20 protein-coding genes are annotated in these 22,120 nt (G+C 61.5%); 8 read left to right on the forward strand and 12 right to left on the reverse strand.

All coding sequences use genetic code 11. The features are described from left to right. Position 1 precedes the first annotated feature (1 nt). The 7 genes from AC1DWA_RS10895 to AC1DWA_RS10925 all read right to left on the reverse strand — a co-directional run bounded on the left by AC1DWA_RS10895 (position 2) and on the right by AC1DWA_RS10925 (position 6,269). The gene (locus tag AC1DWA_RS10895) at positions 2-1,423 is read right to left on the reverse strand and encodes a DUF2252 domain-containing protein (protein WP_019745821.1); all 1,422 of its coding nucleotides are present in this window, start codon (positions 1,421-1,423) and stop codon (positions 2-4) included. 80 nt (positions 1,424-1,503) lie between these two features. Beyond that, complete coding sequence (locus AC1DWA_RS10900) at positions 1,504-1,827, reverse strand: DUF6292 family protein (RefSeq protein WP_019745820.1); 324 nt, start codon at positions 1,825-1,827, stop codon at positions 1,504-1,506. Between the two features lie 69 nt (positions 1,828-1,896). Further along, positions 1,897-3,177 (reverse strand): NAD(P)/FAD-dependent oxidoreductase, encoded by a 1,281-nt coding sequence (locus AC1DWA_RS10905; protein WP_084325879.1) that lies wholly within the window; start codon positions 3,175-3,177, stop codon positions 1,897-1,899. A 45-nt stretch (positions 3,178-3,222) separates the two neighbouring features. Beyond that, entirely contained in the window at positions 3,223-3,774 is a 552-nt protein-coding gene (locus tag AC1DWA_RS10910; protein WP_020909529.1) for an acyl-CoA thioesterase, read from the reverse strand. Positions 3,775-3,830: 56 nt separating this feature from the next. Further along, positions 3,831-4,634 carry a class I SAM-dependent methyltransferase gene (locus AC1DWA_RS10915; protein WP_020909528.1) on the reverse strand — a complete coding sequence of 268 codons (804 nt, stop codon included), beginning with the start codon at positions 4,632-4,634 and terminating at the stop codon, positions 3,831-3,833. Further along, positions 4,631-5,287, reverse strand: a complete 657-nt coding sequence (locus AC1DWA_RS10920) for a FadR/GntR family transcriptional regulator (RefSeq protein WP_021345902.1) — start codon at positions 5,285-5,287, stop codon at positions 4,631-4,633. The genes AC1DWA_RS10915 and AC1DWA_RS10920 overlap by 4 nt, the downstream gene beginning before the upstream one ends. A 79-nt stretch (positions 5,288-5,366) precedes the next feature. After that, entirely contained in the window at positions 5,367-6,269 is a 903-nt protein-coding gene (locus AC1DWA_RS10925) for an Lrp/AsnC family transcriptional regulator (protein WP_092765532.1), read from the reverse strand. Between the two features lie 224 nt (positions 6,270-6,493). On the opposite strand from AC1DWA_RS10925, the gene AC1DWA_RS10930 reads away from it, so the two are divergent. Both AC1DWA_RS10930 and AC1DWA_RS10935 read left to right on the forward strand, forming a co-directional pair. After that, on the forward strand, positions 6,494-8,209 hold the full coding sequence (locus tag AC1DWA_RS10930) for an amidohydrolase (protein WP_477846024.1): 1,716 nt from the start codon (positions 6,494-6,496) through the stop codon (positions 8,207-8,209). Continuing rightward, positions 8,209-9,543: an MFS transporter gene (locus AC1DWA_RS10935; protein WP_047888248.1), complete on the forward strand. Its 1,335-nt coding sequence runs from the start codon at positions 8,209-8,211 to the stop codon at positions 9,541-9,543. The genes AC1DWA_RS10930 and AC1DWA_RS10935 overlap by 1 nt, the downstream gene beginning before the upstream one ends. Positions 9,544-9,626: 83 nt before the next feature. Here the strand turns inward: AC1DWA_RS10935 and AC1DWA_RS10940 are convergent, their stop codons facing one another. The 3 genes from AC1DWA_RS10940 to AC1DWA_RS10950 form a co-directional block, all read right to left on the reverse strand. Beyond that, entirely contained in the window at positions 9,627-9,992 is a 366-nt protein-coding gene (locus tag AC1DWA_RS10940; protein ID WP_029537179.1) for an ANTAR domain-containing protein, read from the reverse strand. 336 nt (positions 9,993-10,328) lie between these two features. Next, positions 10,329-11,195 carry an alpha/beta hydrolase family protein gene (locus AC1DWA_RS10945; RefSeq protein WP_080910325.1) on the reverse strand — a complete coding sequence of 289 codons (867 nt, stop codon included), beginning with the start codon at positions 11,193-11,195 and terminating at the stop codon, positions 10,329-10,331. A gap of 90 nt (positions 11,196-11,285) precedes the next feature. Then, on the reverse strand, positions 11,286-12,332 hold the full coding sequence (locus AC1DWA_RS10950) for a LacI family DNA-binding transcriptional regulator (protein ID WP_021331689.1): 1,047 nt from the start codon (positions 12,330-12,332) through the stop codon (positions 11,286-11,288). 254 nt (positions 12,333-12,586) lie between these two features. On the opposite strand from AC1DWA_RS10950, the gene AC1DWA_RS10955 reads away from it, so the two are divergent. Next, positions 12,587-14,209 (forward strand): N,N-dimethylformamidase beta subunit family domain-containing protein, encoded by a 1,623-nt coding sequence (locus tag AC1DWA_RS10955; RefSeq protein ID WP_477846026.1) that lies wholly within the window; start codon positions 12,587-12,589, stop codon positions 14,207-14,209. A 190-nt stretch (positions 14,210-14,399) separates the two neighbouring features. On the opposite strand, the gene AC1DWA_RS10960 is transcribed toward AC1DWA_RS10955, so the two are convergent. Next, positions 14,400-15,041 (reverse strand): nucleoside/nucleotide kinase family protein, encoded by a 642-nt coding sequence (locus tag AC1DWA_RS10960; RefSeq protein ID WP_020909520.1) that lies wholly within the window; start codon positions 15,039-15,041, stop codon positions 14,400-14,402. A 117-nt stretch (positions 15,042-15,158) separates the two neighbouring features. Between AC1DWA_RS10960 and AC1DWA_RS10965 the strand changes: the two genes are divergently transcribed. Genes AC1DWA_RS10965 through AC1DWA_RS10985 form a run of 5 tightly spaced genes read left to right on the forward strand, consistent with a single transcriptional unit; the run spans position 15,159 to position 20,672 of the window. Continuing rightward, on the forward strand, positions 15,159-15,758 hold the full coding sequence (locus AC1DWA_RS10965) for a TetR/AcrR family transcriptional regulator (protein ID WP_021331692.1): 600 nt from the start codon (positions 15,159-15,161) through the stop codon (positions 15,756-15,758). Between the two features lie 45 nt (positions 15,759-15,803). Further along, a complete protein-coding gene (locus AC1DWA_RS10970; RefSeq protein WP_241840798.1) occupies positions 15,804-16,700 on the forward strand; it encodes a crotonase/enoyl-CoA hydratase family protein in 897 nt (298 codons plus the stop codon). Beyond that, positions 16,697-18,340 (forward strand): AMP-binding protein, encoded by a 1,644-nt coding sequence (locus tag AC1DWA_RS10975; protein WP_021331694.1) that lies wholly within the window; start codon positions 16,697-16,699, stop codon positions 18,338-18,340. The genes AC1DWA_RS10970 and AC1DWA_RS10975 overlap by 4 nt, the downstream gene beginning before the upstream one ends. A 58-nt stretch (positions 18,341-18,398) precedes the next feature. After that, positions 18,399-19,976 (forward strand): acetyl-CoA hydrolase/transferase family protein, encoded by a 1,578-nt coding sequence (locus AC1DWA_RS10980; protein ID WP_202022764.1) that lies wholly within the window; start codon positions 18,399-18,401, stop codon positions 19,974-19,976. A 60-nt stretch (positions 19,977-20,036) separates the two neighbouring features. Continuing rightward, positions 20,037-20,672 carry a TetR/AcrR family transcriptional regulator gene (locus tag AC1DWA_RS10985; RefSeq protein ID WP_031333860.1) on the forward strand — a complete coding sequence of 212 codons (636 nt, stop codon included), beginning with the start codon at positions 20,037-20,039 and terminating at the stop codon, positions 20,670-20,672. On the opposite strand, the gene AC1DWA_RS10990 is transcribed toward AC1DWA_RS10985, so the two are convergent. Continuing rightward, entirely contained in the window at positions 20,673-22,022 is a 1,350-nt protein-coding gene (locus AC1DWA_RS10990; protein ID WP_477846027.1) for an MFS transporter, read from the reverse strand. It lies immediately after the preceding gene. Between the last annotated feature and the right edge of the window lie 98 nt (positions 22,023-22,120).

Below are 22,120 nucleotides of genomic sequence, written 5' to 3' on the forward strand. Positions count from 1 at the left end.
ATCAGATTCCCGGCTCCGCGGCGATCGTACCGGCCGATACCGCCCGGCACAGAGCGTCGTGGTCACGTTCGGTTTGATCGGCATAGAGCCGAGCAAACCGGGTGAGGGCGGTGTCGACCGTGTCCGAGGTTCCCAGGTAACCGGAAATCAGTGACGCGCCACTGGTTCGTGCATGTCCCTTGGCCAGTAGGCGACCGCAGATCGCGACATAGTCGGTCAAGGCTGCTGCATCGATATTGTTCAGGTCCACAGAACCTTTCATGTTCCGGAACTGACGGACGTAGTACTGGCGGTCGTCCACGGTGCACCACCCGAGCAGTGGATCACTGACTGTCTGGAGAGCCTGCTGGTATTCCGCGACGCGTCGTCCTTGATGGTCGTGCCAGGCCGAGTCACCGTGCACGAAGGGGGCGACGACGGATCGGCGAGCCTGCTTGAGCTGCAAGAAGATGACGTCGTCCGGGATGCTCCCTTCGCACAGGGCGACATACGCACGCAGAGCGACGCTTCCGACTCCGACAACTCGGTGCGCAACGTCGATGACGTTGTATCCCGAGACGACTCGGCGCCAGTGTGGTGCAAGGGTTTCGAGATACTCGTCCAGACCCTCCAGGAGGAAGTCGGTGTCCTGCGGCGTGAGTCGTGTTGTGAGCGGCGGGTTCTCGACCAACTGGCGCCGTCCGTGATCCTCGACAGTGAACCGGGGAACCGCGTGATCGCTCGTACGCCGTCGGGCGCGCTCCGCGGCGCGTCGGATCTCGGCCAGCAACCCGGGATCAGTGACGTGGTCGGTCAGTCCGTCGAGATCGACCCGGTCGAAGGAGCGATCGAACAGTGGACGCTCGGAAAGCTTTGCCAAGTGGAGGCGATATGCGGACACACACGAGGTTGTCGCTGTTTCGCATTGAGCTTCGGTGAGACCGTTCTGCCGCCCGGCCACCCAGATGCTCGCAGCCAACCTTCTCAGGTCCCATTCCCAGGGGCCCGGATGTGCTTCGTCGAAATCGTTGAGGTCTATGACAAGTTCGCGTTCCGGGGACCCGTAGAACCCGAAGTTTCCGACGTGCGCATCCCCGCAGATGACGGGAGTGATGCCGGTGGACGGGAGCTGCGCCATGTCCTCTGCCATCAAGCCGGCGGTACCGCGCAGGAAACCGTACGGTGAAGCGACCATGCGTCCCACACGAATCGGAACCAACCAGTCGAGTCTTCCCTCGTGTGCCGTGTTGACCTGATCGACCGGATCGCGTCGGTTGGGCGGGGGCGTCCAGTCACCGAGCGACGATCGTGCTACTCGCTTGCGCAGGCCCTTCCCGATTTTGCGACGCTCACTGCGGGGCGTCTGACGCGCCCGCAAAGTCGCCCTGCCGTCCGGTTCGTTCTCGAGAGCCAGCTGACCGGCAGGCCTGTTCACCGGGTCCATGTCGGGCTCTCTTTCGTCGGGCGTGCGAAACTCGCGCTCGATCCTATGCCCGCTGGATTGCGCGCCGCGCGACGAGTTCCTTAACTACCCGCCTGGGCAATCAACTCGACAGCGCGGTCGGCGCACAGTTCCGGGTCCGGCATTCTCCCGATACCGAGGCATTCGACAACGGCGAACGACGTATCCGGTGTCGTTTCCACGCCGAGCGCCCACCCGAAGTAGTGATTCCAGGCGAGTACGGCTCGGTGGCCACTGTGCTGCGGAATCTCGCTGCCCAGAACGAGTACTGCGTCGAACGCGGGGCCGTCGCACCAGATGACCGATTCGGCGAAGGTGGAGCTGGCGACGGCGACTACGTACCTGTGACAAGTCGATTCACTCGGAATGGCGATGTGTGCACGCATGGTCGCTCCTCCGGCTCGGTTGCGATCGGAGGGTTCCCCGTTGCCGGCGCCGAAAAAACGCTTGGCAGATTACGTCCCGGCCACAGATCTACGACGCAGACGGTGTCTGAGATGTTTTTGTGCTGCCCGCGCGACCGAGCGAGTCGAGAGATACTGCTCGGCGGGTATCAACCGGGAACCGAACAAGTAGAACCTTTGGGCTTCGTCGTGGTCATGTGTGGCCGCGGAGATGAGCAGACGTTCGATCGCGGTGAACTTTCGCCCACCGGCGTAACCGCTCATGTAATCGATGTGTTTCGTCATACTCGCTCTGGCACTGCGGTATTCGGCCAAGGCAGCGTTCACGTTCCGATGCGAGTCGAGTGTGTGTGACGTCGTCTCCGTCAGCATTTGGGCGGTCGCGTCGACCAGCATCTGAGCGGTCTCCAGTGCCCACGAGCATCCGATGCCCCATAACGGGTCGTTGGTTGCCGCGGCGTCGCCGATGAGTGCGAACCCGTTACCTACCGGGTCGGTGAGGGTTGTGGAGAAGTGTTTGGTACCAACGATCTTCCCGACGATGTGCTCTCGGCGAACAGGCGGAGCGCCGGGTAATGCGTTGGCGTACGCGAGGAAAGCAGTAGACAGGTCGTCAGTGAACGGGCCGAGCTTGTCGAGGGCAGGGAAGACGACCAGCACGCTGATCCCGCCGTCGTTGGGGAGCAGGTAGGCGACGTCGGGATCCATGAACCACGACAATGAAGATTCTCCGTCGGGTCGTTCGAGTCCGGAGAGTTGAGCGAAGTAGCTGAAGCGCCCGTTGGACGCACTCACCGAGTCGCAACGCGCGGATCGTGCGACGGTCGAATCCTTGCCGTCTGCTCCGACGGTCAATCGTGCTTCGACAGTGAAGGCCGAACCCTGTTCGGTGCCGTAGACGCCTGCAGTAGTGCCGTTCTTGGTCAGTAGTCCGGAAACACGATGTCCGAGAAGAAGGTCGACGTTCTGGTAGTCGTTCGCGAGTTGGCGCAGGAGGGGGTCGAGAGTTTCCCTTCGGACGTTGAATCCAGGCGGCGGTGAGTTCTCTTCAGCATCAGGGGTGATCATTCCCCACGGGGTCCAGAATTTCGGAACGGTTTCCACCATTCCCAGGGCGAGCAGTTTTTCCGTGGCGCCGAGTCGTTGCAAGATCGGGGCACCGCAGGGTTGTAGGTGGTGAGTGCACAGGACTTTGTGCGCCCGGATGTCGGAGCGAGCGTCGAGAAGCGCTATCCGCAGACCTTGCTGGGCGTACATGATTGCGGCCGCGCATCCTGCGATGCTCGCGCCGACAATTACAACGTCATAGTTTTCCCGTGCCTTCGAAGTCACTCGATCAGTTTAATGCATAAGGTTATAACTTAAATTTGACTGGATTTAGTCATCGTGTTCGGGCGTTAAGTCCCGAACTGCAGCCCGGATGGACTGTTCACGAAGCTCGTTCTCTCTGCGCAGTTCACGACGCCGACGACCGGCCTCGAATCGCTGCCTCGCGATTGTTCCGGTCGGCCGCAGTTGGGGTACCTCGGCCGGTTTTCCGTCGCTGCCCATTGCGACCATCGTGAAGTAGCAACTATTGGTGTGTCGAGATTTTCCGAGAAGAATGTCTTCGGTTTCGACGCGTATTCCGATTTCCATCGAGGTGCGCCCGGTGTAATTGACGGAAGCGCTGAACGTGACGAGTTCTCCGACATGCACCGGTTCGCGGAACACCACACGATCCACCGACAGGGTCACGACGTACGTCTGGGCGTATCGACTCGCGCACGCATAGGCGACCTGGTCGAGAAACTTCAGAATCGTTCCGCCGTGAACGTTGCCCGAAAAATTGGACATGTCCGGCGTCATGAGGACGGTCATGGACAACGTTTGTTTCGATGCTTGCTGCGATGCTTGCTTCAATTCGGGCAGGGAGTTCGATTCGGACATCGAGCGGGCCTCTTCGGGTCGGTGGACGGTGAAGAGACCGTATCCGGCAAAGAGGGTTACCCGCGCGTTCGGAAGAACGCGGTGTCAGAGTTCGGGACAGTGCCAACGTGGAGGATGTATTCGCTGGTGGCGACGGGGCCTGGCGCACTCGACCTGAGATAGGGCTCGAGCGTCGAGCGGAGGTGCGCTGACATCGAAGCCCAATTCCCTGTGCTTCGAACGGCCTCGCGAAAGTTCTTCAACGCCGGTGCCTGGTCGCACAGTTCCTCGACGGGATCCGATCCGGCTGGTAGTTGCCACTCGAGCAGGTGGGAGGCCGAGCTCACCGACTCCAATCCGGCTGCTGCCTTCTCGAATTCGCTCGAGCTCGACCATGTCGTCGGTAGTGGTGTGATGCCATTCCACGCCGAGGCGGCCTCCCGGCGGAGTGCTGCTGCCCACCCGTTCTCCGACCACGTCGCGACGCAGATCTTTCCGCCTGGCCGGGTCACCCGCATCATCTCTGCGAGGGCAATCGAGGGGTCGGGGCAGAAGATGATCCCGAAGATGCTGACGCAGGCGTCGGCACTCGAATTCGGCCAGGGTAAAGACTGCGCATCGCCGATCGTGAAGGTGGGTTGGGTAGTGCCGGGGTAGGGAATCCAGCGTTTGCGTGCGACCTCGAGCTGGCTGGCGGAGAGGTCGAGTGCGTGGACCGTCATGCCTGACTGAGCCGCCGGGAGCGCAAAGTTCCCGGTTCCGGCGCAGACGTCGTACACCGTGCTCACATGCCCGATCGAGCGCAGTGCCTCCGTCGATGCCGGTGAGAGTTGCTCGGCAAGAGGCGAATACGTCGTACCGTTCCAGTTTCCCTGATTCACGCCAAGCTCCTTTCGACTGCGTCGATGACCGTATCGAGCGCTGCGCCCGCCGCGCGCGCTGATTCGTCGGGGTTGCGTTCCTCGATGGCAGCGATCAAGGGTCGGTGCTCGTCGACGTGGAAACCTGGACCGACACTGACGGCGGACAGTGAATCCGTCACGGCGGCAAGGACTCCCCGGTAGACGTCGATCAGTGCGGAATTGTGGGACGCCTCGACGATCGAAAGGTGCAGGGCCATGCCGGCTTCGACAGTGAAGCCGCCGACGTGACCGGGGTGGGCATTCCAGGCTGCATGTATCCGCGCGAGATCTTCGGGGGTGTGGCGCTGCGCTGCAAGTCGCGCGGCTTCGACCTCGAGTCCGCGTCGCAAGCTCAGTACGTCGAGAATGTCACCTCTGGCGAGCCTGCGCCCGAGTAGTCCTTCGACCGGCGACGCCGCCATGACGTACACGCCGCCACCGTGACGAACGGACAGAACTCCGGCGTGTGCAAGCGCCCGTACCGCTTCGCGCATGGTGTTTCGGGCGACTCCCAATTCCTCGACCAGTGCGGTCTCCGGCGGGAGTTTTGATCCGACGGGCCATCGGCCGGTCGATATCGCGTCCTCGATTGCCGCAGCGACGATGTCTACCTTGCGTCCGGAGTCGGACATGTGTGCCACCTCGGGTAAGTGAGTCAATGACTTTGTCCGAGGTTAGCGTGCTCTCACGAGTGGGTCAATGACTTGGGAATTATCCGCGTACGTCCAGGCTGCGGGCGTAGTGCTCCTTGAAAACCTCGAGATGCGCCCACGATTCCAAGCCGCTGACACCGTCGATGCCCCGGATTCGCTCGGACAGGCCATGGAGGTCGTTGGACGAGTTGGCGGCGACCGTCGCGATCACGTCGTACCGTCCCAGGGTCCGCGCGAGGAATTCGATTCCGGGCAGGGACTCGATCTCCGATACCGCGTTGTCGTCCCGTGAGCCCAGATTGACGCCGATGCCCATCGCCAGCGTCCGGCCACCACCTCGCCGCTTGACGACAGCGCCGACGCGCAGTGCCGTGCTCGCGATCAGGTGATTGACGCGATTGCGCACAGCGCTCGGCGACAGGCCGGTGTGTTCGGCCAGCTCGAGAAATGGCATGCGCCCGTTGCGTTCGAGCAGTTCGATCAAGGTGACGTCCGTCGAATCGAGTCGGATGTCGGCTTGTAAAGCGGTCTCGGGCATGAAGATTCCCTTGATGACGTCGACGTAGACCAGCGTGCTCACGGATCTGACGCCACGCTGTGAGCGGAGTTCGGCGATAGCGCGGTACAGATCGTCGTGGCTGGACACCCGAAGTTCCGCGATCACGTTGTACTGCCCGCTGACTGCCGAGATGTAGACGGCAGCCTCGGATTCGATCAACGCGTCCAGTACCGGGGTCATCGGTCCGGACACGGCGATCGACACGTGTGCGAGTGCCTTCAGGCCGAGAAGTTCGGGGTGTGCGACGGCAACCACGGACACCGTTCCCGAGTCGAGTAGTGCCTGCACCCTGGTGGACACTGCCGCGCGTGGGGCATCGACGGCCACGGACAGTTCGCGGTACGTCGCTCGCCCATTGCGTTGAAGAGCAGCGATGAGCTTGGAATCGAGATCGACCGTCATGGATGCCCCAACTTTTCCAGAGATTTTTCTGTATGAGCTTCCTATTAGAACAGTCGCATGTGGGCATAGATGATGTGGATAAGTGCAGAAATGCTCGAAAACTTGTACAAAAAAGTTGTGTACCACCTGGTCTGAAACTTTGATGCATTGCATAGCTCCAGGTCAGGGCGTAGTTTTCGCTCAACACGCAGTGACCTGCACCACCATCTCGACGAAGGACCACCATGCGCAAGTTGCACACGCACGAAGCCTCGCCGCTCGACGCCACCGCCACGATCTTCACCGGCGCCAAGATCCACACCGTTGACGACAGCACGGCGGGAGCCAAAGCGTTCCTGGTGTTCGGAAACCGCTTTGCCGCGGTGGGGACACTCGAGGAATGCCGCACGGAGGCGCGACGCCTGAGCACTCGCACGACCGCGGTGGTCGAACTCGACGGCGCCACCGTCGTCCCCGGATTCGTCGATCCGCACGCACACCCGTTGATGTACGGACAGATGCTCAGCTGGGTGGACTGCGGGCCGGAGAAGGCGCACTCGATTCCCGGAATCATTGCCCTGCTTCAGGAAGCGGCACTCACAGCTCCTGCAGGTGTCCCGATTCGCGGATACGGCTATGAGCACCGCAACCTGATCGAAGGGCGTCATCCGCTCAAGGAAGAGCTCGATCAGGTTGCCACTGATCGCGAGGTCTACCTCATGAACGCGAGCGGTCACGGCGGCGTCGTCAACTCCTTCACTTTCGACAAGCACGGCATCGATGCGAGCACTGAGAACCCGGCCGGTGGCGAGTTCTTCCGAGACACAGACGGCGAGTTGACGGGCGAGCTGTCCGACGCCGCGTGCAACATCCTCACCGGTGTCAACGGTGTGAAGGTCGGCCATCACGGACCCAACTTCCATCTCGAGGACGAGCCGGAAGAGCACCTTCGCCAGCTGTCGGTCGCTCAGGACAAGTTCCTGGCCGGCGGCGTCACCACCATCGGTGACTGCCAGGTGACGCGTCGTGAATTCGACATGTACCTGCGTCTGGCCGAGCAGGATCAGCTCAAGACGCGCGTCAGCATGTACATGCTCAGCCATCTCCTCGATCACGTCATCGACACGGGAATGCATGGCGCCTTCGGCAATTCGCGGCTCGCGTTCGGCGGCATCAAGTTCTACGCCGACGGCACTCTCGGCGGCTGGACCGCATACTTCCCCGACGGCTACGTGGGCGACCCGTGCCGCACCGGGCAGCTCTACCATGAGCCGGCGGACTACTCGGAGCTCATTGCCAAGGCACACTCCGTGGGTCTGCAGACCGCCACGCACGCGCAGTCGCCGACCGCCATCGACATGGTGCTCGACGCCATCGAAGCAGCGCAGAAGGCTCACCCCGACGCCGACGCGCGTCACCGCATCGAGCACTGCGGACTCCCGACGGCCGAGCAGATCGCCCGGATGAACCTGGCCGGTGTCTACCCGGTGAACCAGCCGCAGCATTACTACAACTGGGGTGAGGGCGTCACCGCGGCGATCGGCACTCCGGGCGAGCGGTTCAACCCGCTCGGGGAGTTCATCGCTGCCGATGTTCCCGTGACCATCAGCTCCGACGCCCCGGTCGCAGAGCCCAAGCCGCTCGAGGCAATTCAGGCAGCCGTCACTCGTGTGACACGTCAGGGCCATCAGCTCGGCTCCGATGCACTCCGCATCTCCGCCGACCAGGCACTGCAGGCTCACACGCTCAACGGCGCGCGTGCGCTGGGCCGTGAAGCGGAACTTGGCAGCATCTCGGTCGGCAAGCGGGCCGACTTCGTGATTCTGGGCGCGGATCTCCTCGAGGTTCCGGCCGACGCGATTGCGCAGATCGAGGTCCGGGAGACCTGGATCGACGGCGAACTCGCACATTCAGGTCATAACCACCTATTGTCGAGCACTTCGACCACCGAGGAAAAGTAATGAACCGAGAGCAACAGATCGTGAAGGCCCGCAAGGCGGGATTTGCAGCCTTCGTCGGTACAACCATCGAGTGGTACGACTTCTACGTCTATGCCACGGCAGCCGCCCTGGTGTTCGGTGACATCTTCTTCCCGCCCGGAACCGATCGCCTGACCGGCGTTGCGGCGGCGTTCGCGACGTACGCCGTCGGGTTTTTCGCCCGCCCCCTTGGTGGAATCGTGTTCGGCCATGTCGGTGACAAGATGGGCCGACGCACCGCTCTTGTTGTCACCCTGACGCTGATGGGTGCAGGAACATTCCTCATCGGCATGTTGCCCACGTACGCGTCGATCGGGTTCTGGGCGCCGCTACTGCTGGTCGTGCTCCGCTTCGTCCAGGGCTTCGCCGTTGGCGGCGAATGGGGTGGCGCAGTCCTGATGGCCGTCGAGCATGCTCCCGAGGACAAGAAGACCTTCTACGGCGGATTCGCTCAGCTGGGCAACCCGGCCGGCGCCCTTCTTGCCACCGGTTTCTTCAGCATTCTCTCCACCTTCGGCGACGACGCTCTGCGCGAGTGGGCTTGGCGTCTGCCGTTCCTCTGCTCGGCACTGCTGATTCTGGTCGGCTTGGTCGTTCGCCTGAAGGTCGAGGAGTCCCCGGTCTTCGAGTCCGAGGTGAAGTCCGCGGACGTTCCGGAGATGCTGCCGCTCAAGTACGCGCTGGTGACCAACTGGCGTCCGATCATCCTTGGTATCGGCATTCTGCCGGTCGCAGTCGGCGGCTACTACCTCGTGACGACCTTCATCACGGCATACGCAACCGACCCCGACGTCGGCTTGTCGGAGACGCTGATTCTCAACGCGCTCAGTGTCGCTGCAGTGGTCGAGTTGATCGCGACCCTGGGAGTTGCGTGGCTCGGCGACAAGGTGGGGCGCGTCCGCGTGGTCATCTGGGGTCTTGCTGCGGTCGCAATACTCGCAGCGCCGCAGTTCCTGGTGCTGAAGTCCGGATCCGTGTTCCTGATCTTCCTGACGTTTGCGGTCATGCGACTGGTGCTTGCTGCCACGTATGGTCCGATCGCCGCCGTTCTCTCGCAGATGTTCAAGCCGCAGGCTCGTTACACAAGTATCTCGTTGGCGTACCAGGGTGCCGGCGCGATCTTCGGCGGATTGTCTCCGCTGATCTCGACGCTGATGTACAAGGCAACGGGCAGCATCTGGCCGGTCATCGCACTGCTGATCGGCATGTGCATCCTGAGCATCGTCTGCCTGCTCTTCGCTCCGCAGCATGTGGACGAGGCGACGGATACCGACGACGTCCGGCAGGACCTGAACAAGGAATCGGCTTCCGCCTGACTGCCGAAACGAAGCTGGGGCAGTACACGATTTCCGTGTACTGCCCCAGCTGTCGTTTCAGGTCAGTTGTCGTTCAGCGACTGTTACGCGCCGACGAGATGGCGGTGAAAGTGATCGCTGCGTCGGTGGGCCTGGCTGAGATTCCTGATCTCGCGAAGCCAGAAGTGAGACGCCAGCGCGTTGTTGCTTCCGTAGCCGGTGCCGGAGGTGTCCTCGTCGATCAAGGCGACAAGCGCCTTGATCAGGCTGGTGACCTTGAGGTTGTTGGTCTGAGAATGTCGTACCAGCAGGTCGGCGGCTTCGTCGGTGCTGCAGCGGTAGAGCGTGCAGACAATTTCGAGAGCCCGTTCGCGGAGACGGCCCGAATTGGTCGGGATCCGTAGTCCGTTTGTCGGGACACTGTTCGTCTGGTTGTTCGTGTCGTCGGGGTGAATCATGGTGTTGTACAAGGTATTCCTTTGAACCGCAAGGGTTTTGGACCCGTGCGGTGTGTAGCGCATGTTGATACTGGTGCAGTCGGTACGCGATTGGCGGCGGACTCTGTCGGAGCCTTCGGCCTGGTCAACAATCTGCGGGACTGATGAAAGTGCGTAGTGATCAAAGGCGCGGATTTGCACCGAACTGGAAGTCTGCCCCTGGAACGAATATTGGAACTGTCGTTCCGGGCGAAGCGACCGGCTGCCTGACTGACGGCTGCCCTCTGATAACCCCACCGTACGTCATGGAGTTGGTTTCAGCTAATCCTTTTGCGGGCGATCATGCTCACAGTAGGCGGTTTCACCTGCTCAAGGAGTGTTTACGTGATCGATTATTGCTTGCTTGGTGATAGCCCAGGCGTTGGTTGTCGGGTTTCCGAAGTCGCCGTGGCCGACGCCGGGTAGTTCGATCAGATCGACCACGTCGCCTGCTGCTCGTGCGGCACGGGCATAGCGCCGGCTCTGTTCGACCGACACGACCTTGTCGCCGAGTCCGTGGATCGCCGTGACGGGGAGCCCGGTGGGGAGATGTTCGATCGGTGACGCGATGCGGTAACGGTCAGGGTGATCGACCGGCATGCCGCCCAGAAGATTTCGAACAAATCGATCTTTGCCCGCGGTTGCGGCGAGTGTCATGTCGAAGACGCCGGCCATGATCGTCGCCGAACGAATCGGCACGGTGAGGTCAGGCGCGGGAGCATCCGTGTCCTGTTGTGGTCGCGACGCGACCCACGCGGCCAGTTGTCCGCCCGCGGAGTATCCGGCGATGTGCACGCGACCCAAATCCAGTCGCCCGGAGGCCTTTTCCTGAACGATGCCGGCAAGCGCGTTGGTCGCCGCAACGGTATCGGAGAGAGTAGTCGGCCAACCGCCCTGCCCACCTATACGTCTGTATTCGATGTTCCAGACCGCAATTCCGTAGGGGGTCAGCGTTTTTGCCCACGCGCCCGCGTACTCCAGATTGCTCTTCTGCGCCCAGCCGCCGCCGTGGATCAATACGACGACTGGCAGGTCGCCGTCCGATCCGGGTGGAAGATACAGATCGCCGAAAGTATCTGCGGCAGCGGCGTAAGCGATGCGTACCGCAGGGACATCGCGGTCGAGACCGGTGGCGCTGGCGACCGAGATCACGAGCGTGAAGATGCAGACGAGCGCTACGGCGAGGTACCTGGCCAAGCGGTCGCGGGAGCGGTGCGCGATGGCTTGATTCCTCTCGGTCTGCGACGGACGATTGTCAGGAAATCAGTCTATCGGTGCCGAGTGAATTCATGGGGTGAGCGAATTTGCGGTGCTTGCTCGTATTCGTAGTTCGCTACGGGTGTGGGTCGGCGCAGAGGGTTCGTCACCGTCGATCAGGGCGAGCAGTGCATCCACCGCCAAAGCTGCTTGTTCTTCGGGGAAGAAGTCGACGGCGGTGATCGGGGGATCGGAGATCAGTAGAGCGGGCTCGTCACTGTCCTGGGCGATCAAGATACTTCCGGGAATTGACAGGCCGAGATCGAGCGCCGCTCGTGCAGCGGCGGGGGCGCAACCGAGGATGACCGAGAGGATCGCGTCAGGGGGATTCTCGGATGTCAGTGCTTTGTGAGTCGCCCCGTATGCCGCGGAGACGAGTTGTTCGACGGAATTGACGCCCTCGAACGACGCCAGGTCGTCCGTGGCTCGGGGCGACACGCCGTGGATGCGGCACCATTCGAGGTAAGCGATGGTCGTTGCGCGAGTCCATGCCGAATCCATTCCGGGATTGAGGACAAGGATATCCGTTGCGCCCTGTTCGGTGAGGTGGTTCAAGAGCGTTTCGGTCGTGGCGAAGAGATCCGGCGAAATACTCCATCCGAATTGCTCAGGGTTGCCGGGACCCACTACGACAGAAGGTATTCCGAGTTTCTTCAAGATGTCGACGCGAGGGTCGTGCATCATCGGGTCGACGACGATCACACCGTCCATCTCGATGCGACGCAGTCCGTTCGGGTCTTTCATCGACGGCAACAACAGGAGTGAGTGATCGGCGTGGAACGCTGCCTGTGTGGCGGCGGTCGCCACACGGCCGTACCAGTCGAAGTTGAGGCACTCGGCCGAGGAAGGCTCGTCCGGGGCCGGGAGCATCAACCCGAGGGTGGCGGTTCGACCCGAGCGAAGGTTTTGTGCCGACCGATTGGCTCGGTAACCCAAGCGATCCGCAACCTCTTGAACACGCGCCCGGGTGGCAGAGTCGACTCTGCCCTTGCCGTTGAGTGCGTAGGAAACTGTGGACACGGCGACGCCGGCGGCTGTCGCGACATCGCGAAGCGTCGGGACGTTCGGCGTGATCATCGGGGTCGCGTCCTCTAGTTGCTGGGCGGTTTCTACTCAAGAGTAACGCCCAATCGTTTCGGCAGGGGGAACCTGGCGGACGATTGTTCAGTCGAAGGAATTGCGCCGAATCGTTTCATCAGAGCTATTGACTATGCCGAAACGTTTCGGCACTCTCGTAGAACACCGGGACAACTTCGAGTGAAATTCGGTCGACCTCGGGCACCCTCATTCACAGTCCATGCGCCTAAATACGACGATCCACGGAGTTACCCATGAGAGAGAAAACCCGTCCACGTCGCGCGGGTGCTGCTGCCGCGTGGTCGGCCACTGGTGGTTTGGTCGAACGGCCGGGAATGATTCCGGGAGCACCCGAGATCTGGGTCTACGCAGACAAGTTCTCCTACTTCGCCGGCGATACCGTCTCGGTGCGCGTGCACACCACCGCTGACGAATACGACATCGAGGTGGTCCGTGACGGCGCGCGCCCACAGAGCATCGTCAAGTACATCGGGCTACCAGGCAAACAACAGTCGACGCCCGACGACGCCTATGCGAACGGGTGTGATTGGTCGGAATCCGTTGCCTTCACCGTTGCACCGAATTGGGCTTCGGGGATGTACCTGATCCTGGTTCGAATGCGCCACGAAGGTGTGGTCGTCGAACGTGAGGGCTTCTTCATTGTCAAGGCACGTGAACCCGAGCACGCTGACATGGTCCTCATCCACACCACGAGCACGATGTTGGCCTACAACGACTGGGGCGGAGCCAACAATTTCCGTGGTGCCCCGGACGGTTTCGGCGACGTGGCGACACCGATTTCGTCGACGCAGCGTCCCATCGCGCGCGGGATGTTGCGCAAACCCGAAGGTGCAGCGCGAAACATTCACACCGATATGCCGGGAATCGGATGGGTTCCGCGGCACCCGCCGTACGAATGGGCCTGGGTGAACGGATACTCGCGCCATCACGCCGACGCATTCTGGGCGACGTACGAACGCCCGTTCACGGTGTGGGCGGAGGAGCAAGCGTTTCTCGTACACCACATCACCCAGCACGACCTACATGAGGATCCTTCAGCGCTGCGCGGATATTCGTGTGCAGTCGTCGTCGGTCACGACGAGTACTGGTCGTGGGAAATGCGTGATCGTCTCGACGCATTTGTCGAAGGAGGAGGCGGCCTGGCGCGATTCGGCGGGAACTTCCTGTGGCAGGTACGCATCGAAGGTGACGCGCAGATTTGTTACAAGAACCCCTTCGACGATCCCATACGAGAAGTAGACCCCACCCGCGTCACCACGGCATGGGATTCCCCCGAGATTGATCGGCCGGGCGCGTGGACGATGGGTTTGACCGCGATGGCGGGGGTGTACAACCGTTACGGTGCAACAGCTCCGAGGTCATCCGGCGGCTTTACCGTATACCGGCCCGATCATTGGGCATTGAACGGAACCGACCTGTATTACGGTGACAACTTCGGAATCGCGCCGGTCTGTATTGCTGCTTTCGCAATGGACGGTGCGGACTACACGTTCAGGAAGGGTCTGCCGTACGCCACCGGTGTCGACGGTGCACCAGAGGATCTGGAAATCATCGCAATGGCGCCGGCAGTATCGGGGTCACGGGACAACTGGAACGGCACCGCTCCGATTGGTGTGCCCTTCGCCGAGTTGTCGGGAATCTTCGAAAGTGCCTATGGGAGAGAACTCCCCGAGCATCTGCGCGAGTTCGAATACGGTTCGGGAATGGTGGCGACACATCAGCGCGGTCTCGGAACCGTTTTCAATGCCGGGACGACCGAGTGGGTCAGTGGACTGATTCACCGGGATCCTTTCACCGAACGAATAACCCGCAAACGTACTGAATCTGTTTGCTGCGCAACTGTCGAGTTTCACTGAGGAGACAAACTGACGGCGACGACCAGCGGTAGAGTTTGTTGCCCCGAGGATGATGGCGAAAGAGGATCCATACGTACGTATGTATGGAGATCTGAAATCGACTTGACCAGGGTTTTTAATCCAAACTACCGTAGTCTTCGCCGTTCAGTTGGATGACGGGTGAGTGTGGGGAGCTGCCGAACTTTGGCAGTCACGTGCGGATCTCCACGATCAGATCCGCACGTGACCTGGCCGCTGCGATTACGTCGGCGTTCGGTTGATCCACCCGCCTCACCCAGTCCGCGGCCGCTTCGGAACTCCTCCCGAAGCGGCTGTGGCGTTTCACCAACCGCTGCGTGCGTGTCGCCTCCGGAACCTCGAGGTACCAGACGGTGTCGATCGCCGCTCGTACTTGTGGCCAGCTGCCGTTTGGTAGGAGGAGGTAGTTTCCCTCGGTGACGATCAACGGTGTTCGAGGCTCGACAGCGGTTGCGCTGCCGATTGATTCGTCGATCTCGCGATCGAAGACGGGTGCGTACACAATGGAGTCTGCCGATCGGAGGCGGTGTAGAAGCGCCGCGTATCCGTCGGCGTCGAAAGTTTCCGGAGCGCCTTTTTGTCCACGCCTGCCGAGTCGGTCGAGTTCCCGATTGGCAAGGTGAAAGCCGTCCATCTCGACGACGGTGCACAGTGAGTCCAGTTTCTGCGCAATTGCCTGTGAAGCCGTCGATTTCCCGGCTCCAGGGGCTCCCGCGATGCCGAGGATGTATCGGCCGTTGTCGGTGATCAGTGAAGCGGCGCGTGAGGCAAGTTGATCGAGCGTCAGCGAGACGGTCGGCGGTGAGGTTCTCACTTGTTGCTCCGATCAGTCCGAGGTCCGGTGGATCGAGGGTACGCCGGAGGTCTTCAACCGTTGACAGTCTGAATGGACTGTGAAACTGTGAGCCATGCCACTCGAGAGACTGGAGGTGTGACCGTGACCCTGCGTGACGCGCAGCGCGAAGCCACGCGCCACCGGATTCTCGATGCGGCAACGGATTTACTGATAGCGGACGGGTATTCGTCGTTGACGACGCAGTCGGTTCAAACGGCTGCCGGAGTCAGTCGGGGCGCTCTCCTGCACCACTTTCCGAATATGCAGGAGCTCACTGCCGCGTTGGTGTCGAATATCGTCGTGCGGAACGAGGCGGCGGTGAGGTCGGCGATGTCTCGACAAGACCCGTCGGTGGATACGATCGAGAATTCGATCTCCGCTTTGTATTCGGCGTTGACTCAGCCGCCGTTCCAAGCGGAACTCGAACTGTGGTCGGCGGCTCGGACGGATCCGGTGTTGGCGGAGGTTCTCCGCGAATCGGAGCGCGTCGCCGGGCGGGATTTGCAGCGAGTTGTCCATGACGCGTTCGGGCCTGAAATTGTTGCTTCCGAGAACTATTCGCAAATTGCAGATCTAACCGTGCTGATGCTCCGTGGTTTGGCGTTGTCCCGGGCGGTACACAAGAGCGATGCCTCTGCGCGTCGTTCGATCAGTCAATGGGCGGGCGTCGTTCGCCTGCTGCTCACCCAGAACTAGCGCAACTCGTTTCGTTCGAGATGCGCTCGATCGACAGGACCGATGATGACAGATTTTGCGACCCTGAAATACGAGACCTCTGGTGGTAAGGCGTACATCACCCTGAACCGCCCCGATCGGCTCAACGCAATCGACGATCGGATGCCGTCGGACATCCGAAATGCAGTTGCGGCGGCCAATGACGACGACGACGTTCGCGTGATCATCTTGCAAGGCGCAGGCAAGGCGTTTTGCGCCGGGTACGACCTCAAGAAGTTCGCCGAAGGAGATCTCGACGGAAAGTGGAATCAAGGCCCGGTGTGGGACCCCATCAAGGACTTTCGGGGCATGAAGCAGAACACCGATGACTTCTTCACCCTCTGGCGATCGCTCAAGCCGACCATCTGCAAAGTTCAGGGTCATGCAGTCGCAGGCGGAAGCGATATTGCGCTGTCCTGCGACATGCTGATCATGGCTGACGACGCCCGCATCGGATACCCGCCTGCTCGCGTCTGGGGTTGCCCGACCACAGCTATGTGGGTGTACCGCCTCGGGGCGCAACGCGCCAAGCGAATGTTGTTGACGGGAGACACCATTGACGGTGTCACCGCCGCCGATTGGGGATTGGCGCTCGAATCGGTGCCGGCCGACGAACTGGACGCTGCGGTGGAGGCGTTGGCGGATCGCATCGCCGGTGTCCCGCTCAATCAATTGGCAATGCAGAAGATGATGATCAATCAGGCGTACGACAACATGGGGTTGCAGGGCACCCAGGTACTGGCAACCCTGTTCGACGGAATTACGCGTCACTCGCCGGAAGGGCGCTGGTTCAAGGATTTTGCCGAACGCGACGGATTTCACGCCGCGGTGCAGTACCGCGATTCCGGCCGCAAGATTCCAGACGGAGGCGGGCCGCTTCCCGAATCCGACACCCCTTCCGAAAAGAAAGTGGATGTGAGATGAGCAGTGTTCTCGAAACGTCGTACTTCCCCGCGGACGTGTCGGACCCGATAGTGGAACAAACGGTCGGCGGGCTGCTCCGAGAGTGCGCCGCGGACTCGCCGAACCTGATTGCAATCCGAGAAGTGGTTCCGACGCAATCGCATTCGTTGTCCGGTGCCTCCGAGACGGATCGCACCTGGACCTTTGCGGAACTCCTGGGTGAAGCGGAGGGGTGCGCGCACTACCTCTTGTCGCAGTTCGACCGCGGCGACCGGATAACGGTCTGGGCTCCGAACATTCCGGAGTGGATGATTCTGCAGTACGGCGCCGCGCTCGCCGGAATGGTTCTGGTGACTGCCAATCCGGCGTTGGGCGCCGAGGAGTTGGCGTACGTCTTGTCGCAGTCCCAGTCCCGCGGGTTGTTCCACACCGGAAAGTTTCGCGGCGGTGACATGGCGGCGGTGGCATCCGAGGCGATTTCGATTGCGGGAGCAGAAGTTCTGGCAGTGAACTTCGAGGACTGGGATCGTCAGGTTCGAGGTTGGGCCGGCGAACGGGGCGCACTGCCGGAAGTCTCTCCTGACGACAATGCGCAGATCCAGTACACGTCGGGAACCACCGGAGTTCCCAAAGGTGCGCTGCTGCATCACCGAGGACTGGTCAACAATGCCGATTTCGTCAGTCGGAGAGGTCAATTCCCCGAACGGGGTTCGGTGGTCTCGGCGATGCCGCTCTTCCACACCGCTGGGTGCGGCATCCTGGTCCTCGGCGCCGCACAGCGAAGAATGTCCATCGGTCTGATCCAGTATTTCGATCCGACTGCGGTTCTCGATGCGGCGGAACGCTTTCGGGCCGACGTGGTCAGTGGAGTTCCGACGATGCTGATCGCGATGATCAACGACGCCAGCTTCGCGAGCCGCGATTTCTCGGCCTGTTCGGTGGTCGTGTCGGGTGGGTCGTCGGTCCCGCCCGAACTCGTGAGCACGGTGGAATCGGCCTTCGGTGCGGGGTTCAGCATCGTTTACGGACAAACCGAGGCGAGCCCCGTGATCACGCAGACCAGCCCCGCCGACACCCCTGAAGACAAATCGGAGACGGTCGGTCTCGCGTTGCCGCAGGTCGAGGTGAAGATTTCCGACGTGGTGACCGGGGACAGCGTGCCACTCGGCGAACAAGGTGAGATCTGCGCGCGCGGGTACCTCGTCATGACCGAATACTTCCGCAACCCGGAGGCTTCGGCCGCCACCGTGGACAAGGACGGTTGGTTGCATACCGGCGACTTGGGGACGATGGATCACCGTGGATACGTCCGGGTGACCGGCCGGCTCAAGGACATGATCATCCGCGGCGGGGAGAACATCTATCCGCGAGAGGTCGAGTCCGTGATCTTCACGCATCCGAAGATCCTCGATGTGGCGGTCGTGGGTGTGCCCGACGAGGTGTGGGGCGAGCGGGTGGTTGCCGTCATCAGGTGGAAAGACGAGTCCGACCAGCCGACCGCAGCCGAACTGGTCGAGTTCTGCACCGAGCGACTGGCACGCCACAAAGCACCCAAGGAGTGGTTCAGTGCAGAAGCATTTCCTCTGACCGGCTCGGGCAAGATTCAGAAATATCGAATTGCAAGCCTGGTCGGCGAGGGCGCCTACGGCGTCGTCAGCTGACCCGAGCGCATAGCACGTCGGAGCGATTCTGTCTGGGTTATCCCCGTAAATCGCTCCGATGTGCCCTGTTTATCCTGGTGGCGTGAGTTCAACCTTCGGTGAAACCGGACATAAAGCCACCTCCAGCCGCATTCGCGCCACAGCCTTTGCGTCGAAGGTGATGGCCGCGTCCGACGCTGTGAAGTTCATTCACCCCGGCGACACGGTCGCGATCAGCGGTTTCGCAAGCGCCGGTACTCCCAAGGTGATCATTCCGGCACTGGCCGAGCGCATTCACCACACCCGCGGCAACGGATCGAACTTCACGATCAATCTCCTGACCGGTGCTTCGGTGTCCACCGAGACCGAAAGGCTGCTCGCCGAGGTCGACGGAATCGCGCTGCGTATGCCGTATCAGTCCGAGGCCACCGCGCGTCGCCGCATCAACGACGGTCGCATGGACTACGTCGACATCCATCTCTCCCACGTTGCTCAGCAGGTGTGGGAGGGCTACTACGGCAACGTCGACGTCGCGGTCGTCGAAGTCGCCGGTATCACCGAATCAGGTGAACTGATTCCCTCCGCGTCGATCGGCAATAACAAGACGTGGCTCGACGTCGCAGACAAGGTCATTCTCGAAGTCAACTCCTGGGTGCCCGAGGCGATGGAAGGCATCCACGACGTCTACTACGGCACCGCGTTGCCGCCGCATCGGAAGCCTCTCGAGATCACCCGCGTCGAAGACCGGATCGGCCAGACGACATTCCGAGTGGATCCCGCGAAGGTTGTCGCCGTTGTCGAGACCGACTGCCGAGACAGCGCGAGCCCTCTCACTGCACCCGACGCCGTCAGTGAGGCGATCGCCGGCCACGTCCTGGAATTCTTCGACTTCGAGGTGCGCGCCGGACGGATGCCGGCGGATACCTTGCTTCCGCTGCAGGCAGGCATCGGCAATGTTGCCAACGCGGTGCTCGGCGGTCTCGATCGGGGGCCGTACCGCGGCCTGACCTGCTACTCCGAGGTCATCCAGGACGGGATGCTCAAGCTGATCAAGGACGGAACCGTCGCGCATGCGTCGTCGACGGCCTTGGCGCTCACCGACGAGGGCATCGAAGAACTGACCGCGAACATCGACTTCTACCGCAACCACATCACGCTCCGTCCGCAGGAAATCAGCAACCACCCAGAGGTGGTGCGCAGACTCGGAATCATCGCCATGAACGGCATGCTCGAGGCCGACATCTACGGCAACGTGAACTCGACGCACGTCATGGGGACGAAGATCATGAACGGAATCGGCGGCTCGGGAGACTTCGCTCGTAACGGCTACGTGTCCATGTTCCTGAGCCCGTCGACGGCCCGCGGGGGTGAGATCTCGGCGATCGTTCCGATGGTTCCGCACGTCGACCACACCGAGCACGACACTCAGGTGTTGGTCACCGAGCAGGGGTTGGCCGATCTGCGCGGTCTGTCTCCGCGGCGACGCGCGCGCCTGATCGTCGACAACTGTGCTCACCCGGAGTTCCGGCCACTGCTCCGCGATTACATCGCTCGCGCCGACGCTCAGCCGGGCGCGGGGCAGACGCCGCACATCCTGGGCGAGGCATTCTCGTTCCATCAGCGGTACATCGACACGGGTTCGATGCGCTTGTCCTGACCTTCCGATCGGTGCTTGTACGATCTTCGGACGCCGAGCAAATCAGGAGTGAAGAGCGACATGGCTCGACCGTCGAAACCGTTGATCAGCCGAACCACCGCAGTTGCCGCAGCAATCTCGATTATCGATGCCGAGGGCTTGGACGCTTTCAGCCTTCCGCGTCTGGCTAAGTACCTCGACGTCAAAGCTCCGTCGTTGTATCACCATTTCTCCGACAAGAACGAGATTTTGACGGAGGTTGCGCGAGCAATCGTGTTCGAGACCAGGATTCCGCGTCAGCCCGCGTCAGGTGATTGGCAGGACTGGGTTGTCGCGTACGGCTTGAACTTTCGGGATGTGATTCTGCGTCACCGCAATGCCGCGCCGGTGATGTTGCAGTTTCTTCCGCGAGACCTCGTGACTGACATGTTCGAGGCTGCAGCAGATTACCTCGAGGGTTCGGGAGTTCCTGTGCGGCTGCATGTTCAGATCCTCGACGGCCTCGAGAAGCTGACCTTGGGTGTCACCCTCACTGAGGCGATGAGGCCCGAGGCCAAGCGTTCCGCCGTTTTTGCCAACGTAGATCGAATTGCCCACCCGGTCCTCGACGCCGCGCTGAAGTCGAATCAACGTACGCCCAGGCAGTTGTACGAACAGATGATGCGAAGTTTCCTCTACGGGGTTCTTCACGCCGACCAGGTGGATAACTCGATCTGATCAAGCGGCAGGTACAGATGCCTTTTCGCCGTCGACGGCAAGGGCGACTGATTCCTTGGTATTGCGAACCTGCGCGTATGCGATCGTTGCGGCGGCGAGCAGGGTCGGTACGACGAAGAGGAAGAAGATGGATTCCGTCGTCCAGGATCGGTCGACGAGTAGACCGATCCCCAACGGCGTCACGATACTTCCGATGCGGCCGAGTCCCGCTGCGATTCCGAGAGCGGAGACACGTGCTTCGGGGCGGAAGAGGATCGGCACCATGACATACAGGCCGGTGTAGGCCGCGGTCATACACAGCCCGAGCAGAGCTGACGCCACCAGCGCGGGGCTGAGTTGAGTCGAGACCAGAGCGAGGACGCCGAACAGTAGCGAGCCGGCGAGGATGAAGCCCATGGTGATCCACATCGAGGCGAATCGAAGGGCCAGGCCGGCGAAGACCAGCGTTCCGAGCGCGCCGCCGAGCGAGAACATCAGTCCACCACTGATTCCGGCGTTGTTGGACATGCCGGCAAGCTTGAGAAGTTTCGGTGTCCAGGTATTGCCGAAGAAGTATGCGATGTTGACCAGGCCGAAGACGATGCATGTCGTCGCCAGGGCCCAGGACTTCAGGTGAGCCGATCCGGAGACGTTCGGTGACCGCCGCACAGGTGTCGTGTGATTACCCGTGACCGGGACTCCGGTCAGTTTCATCTTGGAAATCAGTTCGTCCAGCTTCTTTCGCGACGACTCGGTTCCCTTGGCGGCGAGGAAGTCCGGCGATTCTGGGATTCCGAAATAGGCCACACCCGCCATTGTTGCCGTGACGACCGCGCCGAGCAGGAATGCGGAGTGCCAGCCGTACGTCGACATCAGCACCGCTGCTCCGGCGCCGCCGAGTACACCCCCGAGTGGAATGCCGATCGCGAACAGCGCGATGAGCGTCGAGCGCTTGCGTGCAGGTGCGTACTCGCCGACGATGATCGGCGAACTCGGGATGATGCCGCCCATACCGACGCCGGCCAGCAGACGCGCAAGCGCAAGTTGTGTGACGTCGCCGCTCGCTGCGGACAGTAGAAGACCGACTGTGATGACGACCAGCGAACCGATCAGCAGGGGGCGGCGCCCGTATCGGTCGCCGACCGGTCCCAAGGCGATCGAGCCGACCGCCATGCCGATGAGGCCGGCGCTGAAAAGCATGCCGGACTGGGTGCCGGATATTCCCCAGTCGTCCGTGATCGGCAGTATGGCGAGTGACATCGAAAGGATGTCGTATCCCTCGGCCATGTTGACCAGCGTGCACAGAAGGATTACCCGTATTTGGAGTCTGCTGAGTGGAGACGCATCGATCAGTTCGCGTGCTGAAGCCATCGTGTTCCTTAGTCGGAAGGGGTGGTTGCGGGTGTGACTTGGCTTGTGCGCTCGGGTGATGTTCACCAGCAGCAGTTTTCGAGTCGACACTGAATCGA

This window comes from Rhodococcus sp. P4_F3_2 (genome assembly GCF_056401335.1).